This window comes from uncultured Bifidobacterium sp. (assembly GCF_945269915.1).
Classification (GTDB): Bacteria; Actinomycetota; Actinomycetes; order Actinomycetales; family Bifidobacteriaceae; genus Bombiscardovia; species Bombiscardovia indica.
Genome location: NZ_CALYOY010000026.1, coordinates 24,972 through 33,390, shown reverse-complemented (window position 1 = coordinate 33,390; position 8,419 = coordinate 24,972). Strand labels below are relative to the sequence as shown.

At 61.4% G+C, this 8,419-nt stretch carries 6 protein-coding genes, 2 tRNA genes and 1 pseudogene; 2 read left to right on the top strand and 7 right to left on the bottom strand.

The annotated features are described in order from the left end of the window. A partial coding sequence (locus Q0K62_RS06020) for an inositol monophosphatase family protein (RefSeq protein ID WP_297317074.1) occupies positions 1-374 on the bottom strand: 374 nt, incomplete at its 3' end. An 81-nt stretch (positions 375-455) separates the two neighbouring features. Continuing rightward, positions 456-1,817 (bottom strand): 3-phosphoshikimate 1-carboxyvinyltransferase, encoded by a 1,362-nt coding sequence (gene aroA / locus Q0K62_RS06015; RefSeq protein ID WP_297317073.1) that lies wholly within the window; start codon positions 1,815-1,817, stop codon positions 456-458. 103 nt (positions 1,818-1,920) lie between these two features. On the opposite strand from aroA, the gene Q0K62_RS06010 reads away from it, so the two are divergent. Next, positions 1,921-1,994, top strand: a tRNA-Pro gene (locus tag Q0K62_RS06010). An 82-nt stretch (positions 1,995-2,076) separates the two neighbouring features. On the opposite strand, the pseudogene Q0K62_RS08010 reads toward Q0K62_RS06010, so the two are convergent. From Q0K62_RS08010 to Q0K62_RS05990, 5 genes and pseudogenes are all read right to left on the bottom strand, one after another. Further along, positions 2,077-2,457 (bottom strand): annotated as a pseudogene (locus Q0K62_RS08010) (NUDIX hydrolase); the annotation flags it as partial. 517 nt (positions 2,458-2,974) lie between these two features. After that, positions 2,975-4,003, bottom strand: a complete 1,029-nt coding sequence (locus Q0K62_RS06005) for a Nif3-like dinuclear metal center hexameric protein (protein ID WP_297317072.1) — start codon at positions 4,001-4,003, stop codon at positions 2,975-2,977. 17 nt (positions 4,004-4,020) lie between these two features. Continuing rightward, positions 4,021-6,909, bottom strand: coding sequence for a DNA polymerase I (gene polA, locus Q0K62_RS06000; RefSeq protein WP_297317071.1), 2,889 nt, complete (start codon positions 6,907-6,909; stop codon positions 4,021-4,023). A gap of 10 nt (positions 6,910-6,919) precedes the next feature. Continuing rightward, on the bottom strand, positions 6,920-7,537 hold the full coding sequence (locus Q0K62_RS05995) for a response regulator (RefSeq protein ID WP_297317070.1): 618 nt from the start codon (positions 7,535-7,537) through the stop codon (positions 6,920-6,922). Between the two features lie 76 nt (positions 7,538-7,613). Beyond that, positions 7,614-7,687 (bottom strand) — tRNA-Leu (locus Q0K62_RS05990). Positions 7,688-7,806: 119 nt separating this feature from the next. Between Q0K62_RS05990 and Q0K62_RS05985 the strand changes: the two genes are divergently transcribed. Continuing rightward, entirely contained in the window at positions 7,807-8,400 is a 594-nt protein-coding gene (locus Q0K62_RS05985) for an NUDIX hydrolase (RefSeq protein WP_297317077.1), read from the top strand. Positions 8,401-8,419: the final 19 nt, after the last annotated feature.

Below are 8,419 nucleotides of genomic sequence, written 5' to 3'. Positions count from 1 at the left end.
GGGGCGGACACCACACCGACCACCATCTGGCGGTCGACCTCCAGACCGATCAGGGTGGCCCAGACGGGGACGCCGCGCACATAGTTCTTGGTCCCGTCAATCGGATCGATGATCCACCGTCTGCCATTGGATTCCTGACGTCCCAGCTCCTCGGCATAGATGGTGTCGTCAGGCCGGGCCTGGGCCAGTGTGCGCCGGATCACCGCCTCCGCCTCCCGGTCGGCCTGGGTGACCGGGGTGTCATCCGCCTTCCGCTCCACCTGAAGTTCCGGTGATCTGAAATAGTCCGTGGTCACCTGATCCGCCTGGTCTGCCATGGCAATGGCCAGGTCCAGGTCATCCTGCCAGGTCTGCCCATCAGGATCCTTGCTCATCTTACGGTTCCTCTCACTCGAATTCCTGCGATATCGGCATTCTCCACCCCTTGCCATCTTCCGTCTTCGCCAGCAGGGAGGTCAGCTGTCAGGTGATATCTCACTCGACCCATGGAGCATCCGTCCCCACATGCCGGGGAAGTCCGGCATGGTCTTGGCTGTCGTGCCGATGTCGAGCACTTGGATTCCGGGGATCCGTAGTCCGATCATGGCTGCGAAGGTGGCCATCCGGTGATCGGCGTAGGTCTCCATGACAGCCCCATGCATGTCCCGGAGAGGCACGGGGTCGATGGCCAGGCCGTCATCAAGCTCATGGGCCCGACCACCCACCCTGGTGATTTCGTTGACCAGGGCCTTGAGTCGGTTGGTCTCATGGCCGCGCAGGTGGGCGATGCCATGCAGCCGGCTGGGGGCATCGGCGAAGACCAGCATGGCCGCAATGGAGGGGACGATCTCCCCGGCTGGGGAAAGATCGAAGTCTCCCAGCCCATGAATGGATCCCCTGCCGGTCACCCGGCAGGAGGCACCCCCCTGCCCGTCGGAAACCATCTCGACTCCAGCTCCCATGGTCTTCAGGTAACCAGGCAGGAGACCTCCGGGCTGGGTGGTGCGACCAGGCCAGTTGGGCACAGTGACACTGCCGCCTGCTATCAGGGCCGCCCCCAGGAAGGGTGCCGCATTCGACAGGTCCGGCTCCACCTGGACACGCACAGGCAGCCTCGTTCCCCCGTCCTGCCGCCTTTCCACCCTCCACCTGCAGTGGTCGGGATCGGCCTGAACCTGCACACCGGCCCGGCACAGATCCTCCACTGTCATGGCGATGTGTGGCAGGCTGGGCAGGTGGTCGCCCCGGTGGATGATGGTCATGGTGCCCTCCGCCCTGGGGGACAGGAGCAGAAGTCCGGAGATGAACTGTGATGAGGCTGAGGAGTCTATGGTGATCTCCCTGCCGACAAGGCGATCCGGCGGTACCAGATCGAAGGGCAGGAAACCCTCCTCGCCCAGGTAGTCAATCCCGGCTCCCAACTGGGTCAACCCGTCCAGGAGGGGCCCCATGGGACGGTGATACGCCTGCTCGTCCCCATCGAAGCGTGTGGGGCCGTCGGCCAGCATGGCCAGGCCGGGAAGGAACCGCATGACGGTTCCGGCGAGTCCGCAGTCCACCTGGGCACCACCGTGGAAGCGCCCATCTGCCGGTGGTTCAACCTCCAGATCCGTAGGATCCTCCGGATTGACCCGACACCCCACACCCAGAGCCTCCAGGGCCTGGATCATCAGGTCCGTATCTCTCGATCTGAGCAGGCCTGTCAGCCTGACGGGACGGCTTCCCAGAGCCGCCAGGATCAGATACCGGTTGGAGAGGGACTTGCTCCCCGGTATCGTCACCTCTGCCTTCAAGGGACCCTCGGCCTGCGGCGCTGCCCATGTCTCTGCCACTGTCATGGTCCCCATGGTAGCCGCAAGCTGGGAGCTTGTCTGAGGAACGATGGTGGAGCCATCGTGCTATATTGATGAATTGTGCCTGGCGGGCTCAGCCCCTGGGCTTCGGGCTATAGCGCAGCTTGGTAGCGCGCCTGCTTTGGGTGCAGGATGTCGCCGGTTCAAATCCGGCTAGCCCGACTTTTCCCTCCTGAAGGCGTCTGATGGCCTCATGCTGGATGGCCACGACGGCTTTGGAGTCCTGTATGCCGGCATCCACCAGTTCCTCCCAGGTCACCCAGGTTGACTGGATGTGCTCCCCCGGGTCGAAATGCCGGTTCTCCTTGTGCCACCTGCTCAGGTGGATGACCATGATGTGTCCGAACTCGTCACTCATTCCCAGGGAGGAGTATACGCCCGGTCCCGGGTCGATGAATCCGGCATCCTTGGCCAGCCCCTCGGGAGGACCAGCCGGTGAGGTGGTTGATTCCTTATCGCCCGGCACCAGACCGGTCTCCTCGTGCAGCTCTCGCAGGGCTGCCTGGACCGGGGTCTCACCCCGGTCCATGAACCCGGCAGGCAGACCATGCACATACCGTCCCGCCCCCACGCGGTACTCACGGGTCAGGAGGTAGGTGTCGGAGGCCAGGTCATGGACCAGCATGACCACACAGGGATCGTGGTGGATCAGCTGACGTCGGATACGTTCCACGGAACCATCTACCTGGGGCAACTCAATCAGCTTATCCAGGATGGTGAAGATGGGCCCGGAAAACACCTCGTGGCTGCGAATCTCACGAGGCTCCAAGGACATGTCGGTCCCCTCCCCTCCCTGATCCGCCAGCCTCTGATCGATGGCCCGACCACCCGGGCCACCGGCCTCGTCCCCGCTGGAACAGCTCCACGGGTGCACACTCTGAGGAACATCAGTCATCGGCTCCATCCACCTTTCCGCCTTCCGTTTCCTTGAAGCCGACCATCATAGCCGGCCAACGCCGTCTTCGTTCAGGTTACGCCTGCATCCGCCGCCCAACCCTGAAGGAGGAGTCTGATCCTGTTTGAAACAGGCGTCTCCTGCTTGAGCAGGAACTGGAAACACGACAATCACCTGACAGAATCCGCCAAATCAGATGGGTCGGCCTGTATTACCTAATGACCTGATCCATGGGACAAGAAACATCCTATTCGCGACATGAATCAGCGCAACAGTGCCGAATCGCCTGATCCGCCGGATGGGAATCACTCGGTTTCAGACAAGAATCAGAGCCTCGACGAAGAACCATGGTCCACGGATCGGTCTGGATGGGCGACTCCGATATTTCCGGGGTAAAACCGGTCTCATCATGGATGGCATCTGGAATGTCATCCAGGGCGTAACGGAACCAGAGGCCCTCAATGGCCGAATGAGGGGTGTTGATCAGCATGGGCCGCGGTGTGGCCTCCTGGTTACCCTCCCCCATCGCGTCCGCAAGGCGAGCCGTATAGAGGGCTTCCTGGTAGGCGTCGGTGGCCGGATGGTGGCGAAGGTCACTGGTGATGTAGACATCGGCCCCGCTTCTGCGCACCACATCGAATTCCGAATCCCCGGAACCGGGAAGAAGGGCCACCGTGGACACCAAGGCGGATCCAGGACCGGCCACCTGGATACCAAGGCGTGTGGGGGGCAGGATGTCGGCCACCCGTCCTGCCAGATCAGCCAGGGTCATGGGTTCGGGAAGCCTTCCCAGACGCCCCAGTCCAACCTGGATGCCCTGGTCAACATGAAGGTCGTGATCCGAGGGCTGGACAGGCACCAGGGGCCTGGTCTCCTTGAGCCCGAGGAGGTCCGCTGCTGCATGGGCCACCCCACGATAGGCCTCATCGGCGTTGGTGTGCCCGACCCAGAGCCCGCAACGGTGGGCAATCAGCCTGTTGACCATGGCCCCGCGGAAACCCAGACCGGAAACTTCGTGAACCGACCTGAAGAAGAGCGGGTGGTGGGTGATCAGGAGGTCGGCCCCCTGGGCGATGGCCTGATCGACCACATCAGGCCGGGGGTCAACAGCGCAAACGATCGTATGGACCGGCCAGGTGGGATCGCCAACGACTAGTCCGGGGTGATCCCAGTCCTCGGCGTACTCCAGCGGATAGAGCCCCTCCAGAACCTTGACCACCTGGGCCAGAACGGGTACCACAGACCTATCCCCATCCTCATCAACCGACACGGACATGGACCCTCCTCATGGCATCAGTGGGCAGCCAGTTGCCAGTCCTGGCCGATGCCCGTGGACACATCCAGAGGGACGGCAAGATTGACCGCATGTTCCATGGAGTCCTTGACCAACTTGGTGGCCTTCTCAGCCTCACCCGGCGCAATCTCCACCAGGAGTTCGTCGTGGATCTGCAGGGAGATACGGCTCTTCAGACCCTCCCTGTCCAGGGCCCGGTTGGCCTTGATCATGGCTATCTTCATGATGTCGGCGGCGGACCCCTGAATGGGGGCGTTCAGTGCACCGCGCTCGGCCGCCTCACGGGTCAGACGCCGGTTGGAGCGCAACCCCGGGAAGTAGCGACGTCGACCGAACATGGTCTCGGTGTAGCCCTTGTCACGGGCATCAGCCACCAGGGACTCCAGGTATTCGTGGACCTTCCCGAAGGTGGCGAAATACTTGGATCGGAGGACATCGGCCGCCGCAGGGCTGATCTTCAGCTGCTGGGCCAGTCCATAGGTGCTGAGTCCATATGCCAGCCCGTAGCTCATGGCCTTCACATGGGAACGCTGGTCACTGCTGACCTCATCCATGGGGATGTCATACACCAGGCTGGCCACGTACCGATGGAAGTCAGTGCCTGACTTGAAAGCCTCGATCAGGGCCTGGTCGCCCGAAAGGTCGGCCATGATGCGCAGCTCCACCTGGGAGTAATCCGAACTGAGCAGGGCTTCGTATCCCTCACCGGGGACGAAGGCGGACCTGATCTCGCGCCCGCGGTCATCCCTGTTCGGAATGTTCTGCAGGTTGGGATCCACCGAACTCAGCCTGCCGGTGGCGGCCACGGTTTGCTCGTATGTGGTATGGAGACGCCCATCCTGAGGGTTGATGGCCTCACGGAGGGTCTGGACGATCTGCTTGAGCTTGTTGGTCTCCCGATGCTTGAGGAGGGCACCCAGAAAATCGTTGGCCCGCTCATTGTTGACGGACTTGACGTAGAGGTCCTGGAGAACAGCCACATTGGTCGAATAGGAACCGGTCTTGGTCCGGTGGGATGGAGCCAGGCCCATATCGTCGAAGAGAACCTTCTGAAGTTGTTTGGGGCTCTGGAGGTTGACCTTGGTGCCGGCACGCTGCCAGGCGATGTCCTGGGCCTGACGCGCCTCAGCCGCGAACTGGTCATGCATGGCCTTGAGGCGGGCGTCATCCACCTTGGCTCCCTCGGTCTCCATTTCGGCCAGGACGCCGGAGGTGGGCAGCTCGATGGTTCGGAGCAGACCATACTGGTGCCGCTCGTCGATCAGGGACTGGAGACGGCCGGCCAGCATCATGACATACTGGGCCTGGCGGAGGATCCTGGACCCACGGTGTTTTTCATCCTCGCTGGAGGTCCCGTCCAGGGATAGGCTGCCCTGGGTGGCCTTGGGCTCTTTCTCGACCGGAATGGCCAGGAAGTGGGCCACGGCCTCCTCCACATCGTTGGCATGGAAGTCGGGCTGGGCCAGGTAACCGGCCAGTTTGGTATCGAAAAGAGGCAGTGGCATGTGCAGCCCCCGGCTTTCCAGGAAGTGCAGATGCTCCTTGTACCCATGAACGACGCACGAACCGATGCGATGGTCGATCAGATCCTGGAGGGCCTTGACCATATTCCCATTCAGATCATCCACCCCGAACATGATGCCATGGCCGTCCATGGAGAGGATGGAGAGCTCCTGGAGGTTATAGTCGCCATGCCTGGAGGTTCCGTTCGCATAGAGGACCCAATGGTCCTTCATGGCTTCGGCGCATACCATGTCGCGGTCGGCGGACTGCCTGGTATCCACATCCTGACTCAGGGTGTCGGCGGCATCATTGACCTGGCGGGCCGAACGAATCGACCCCTCCTTGTCGGGCAGATGCTTGTCGGCCCACTCCTCCAGGGCCTTGGTATCACCCACCTGGTCCTGAACCGGATCAGTGAAGGTGATCTCATCCCCCCCTCCTGCCACTGCCGAGGCGGATGAGTAATCATAGTCCTCGACCGTATTGAACCCGCGGAGGATCTTCTTGCGGGTATTGGGGCTGAACTGCAGCCTGTCGAAGACCGGCACCACCTTGTCGGTGTGTATGGTACCGAAGGCCAGATCCTTGACCGTCACTCCCAAATCGAGGTCACGCACCAGGGAGTTGACCTTTCGGTTCAGCCTGACCTGGTCCCCGTACTCGGCCAGTGCCTGGCCCTTCTTGCCGCCGATTTCTTCGGCGTGGTCAAGGATGTTCTCCAGACTGCCATATGTATTGATCCACTTGGCCGCGAAACCATCACCGACACCGGGGACTCCCGGAATGTTGTCGGCCCCCTCGCCTCGCATGGCGGCCAGGTCCGGATACTGCTCCGGGGTGACCTTGTACTTGTCGACGATGGCCTGCGGGGTCATGTGCTTCAGGTTCTTGAAGTGGTGGCCAGGGTAAAGAACGGTGATCCTGTCGTCCACCAACTGGAAGGCATCCCTGTCGCCCGAGAGGACCAGGGTGTCGAAGTTGGCGGCCTCACCCATGGTGGCCAGGGTGCCGATGATGTCATCGCCCTCGTACCCGGGCTTGATGATATAGGTGATGCCAAGCCCGTCGAGGAGTTTCTCGATCAGGGGCAGCTGGGAGAGCAACTCGTCGGGGGCTGCTTCACGGGTGCCCTTGTAGTCGGGCATGAGCTTGTTGCGGAAAGTGCCGCCCTTGACATCGAAGGCCACACCCATGTGGGTGGGCTTCTCCTTGGCGATCACGTCGGCCAGCATGGTGGCGAAGCCCCAGACGGCGTTGGTCGGTTGGCCTGTCGATGTGGTAAAGCTCTCCACCGGGAGGGCGTAGAAAGCCCTGAAGGCCAAGGAATGGCCATCTACGACCAGAAGTTTACCGCTTGGTCCGTCTTGGTTCTTGGCCTCGCCCATCATGCACCGCTTAGTTGTCTGAACCTTGGACCTGAGAAATCACCGCGTCGGCGACCTCCTGCATGGTCAGACGGCGATCCATGGAGGTCTTCTGGATCCAGCGGAAGGCCTCGGACTCGGTCAGACCCATGTTCTCCATGAGGAGACCCTTGGCTCTGTCGACCCGCTTACGGGCCTCGAACCGGGCCTTCATGTCGGTGACTTCCTCCTTGAGCGCATTGATCTGGTCAAATCGCGAGATGGCCACCTCAAGGGCAGGCAGGAGCTTTTCCGGCGCAAAGGGCTTGACCACATAAGCCATGGCACCGGCATCGGCGGCCTTTTCGACCAGACTCTGCTGGGAGAAGGCCGTCAGCATGACCACCGGGGCGAGATTCTCCTTGCCGATTTCGGTGGCGGCGGTGATTCCATCGGTGCCGGGCATCTTGACATCCATGACGACCACGTCGGGGCGCAGCTCACGGGTGAGGTCGATGGCCTCCTGGCCACTGGCGGCCTGACCGACCACGTCGTATCCGGCATCCTCAAGGGCTTCAACGGTATCGAGCCTGATCAAAGCCTCATCCTCTGCCACGACGACGGTGCGCCCCTTGTGGGAATCATCGCGGTCCTCAATATCTGAAGCCACTTTTCAACCTCGTTTCATCATGTTCCGTGCTCCCATCAGCCGAACGGATGACGTGAGCACGGGGTTCGTTTTATCGTGCCCCCGGTGAGACTCGAACTCACACTGCACGGATTTTGAGGCCGTTTCCTCTACCACTTGGGATACGGGGGCTTTCCATTCCTCAGTGAATTTATCATACTTTAAAGACGAAGCAAGTGTTTCCGTGTTGATTCAGCCTTACAATACAAACATAGTGGTTTTTTCTCTTTCATCTATCAAAGGAGAGCATGATGACCAGCCAGATCTATAGGCGGTTCGATCCGTGGCGTCCATCCCCTGTCGAAGAAAAATCGCGCAAGCAGATCATGGACTCCCATTATTTCAGCGTCGACAGGGTTACCTATGCCTCCAGCGACAATGAGCAGTTCGACCGAAGCATCGTCAGTGAGAAGAACGGCGACACCATAGCGGTCCTGGCCATCACCGACGACGGGCGGATCCCCCTGGTGGAACAGTATCGCCTCCCCACCCACAGGTGGACCCTGGAGCTGCCCGCCGGGCACCCCCTGAACGACAAGGAGGCCCCGATCGACGTGGCCACCAGACGCCTGCGCGAGGAGGCCGGATATGTGGCGGCATCCTATAACCAGTTCGCCCGTTTCATCAACACACCCAGCTTCTCCACCCAGCACACCACACTCTTCTATGCGGAGGGGCTGACCCCGGTCACCCCGGCCAGTCTGGCACCGGAGACTCCCCACCAGGATGTGCGGCTCTTCACCGTCGACGAGGCCTATGACATGGTGATCGCCGGCACCATCCTGGACGCGAAGACCACCATCGCCGTGCTCAGAGCAAAGATAGGCCTCTCGGACCTGCACTGACGACCGGCCCGGCGGGGTC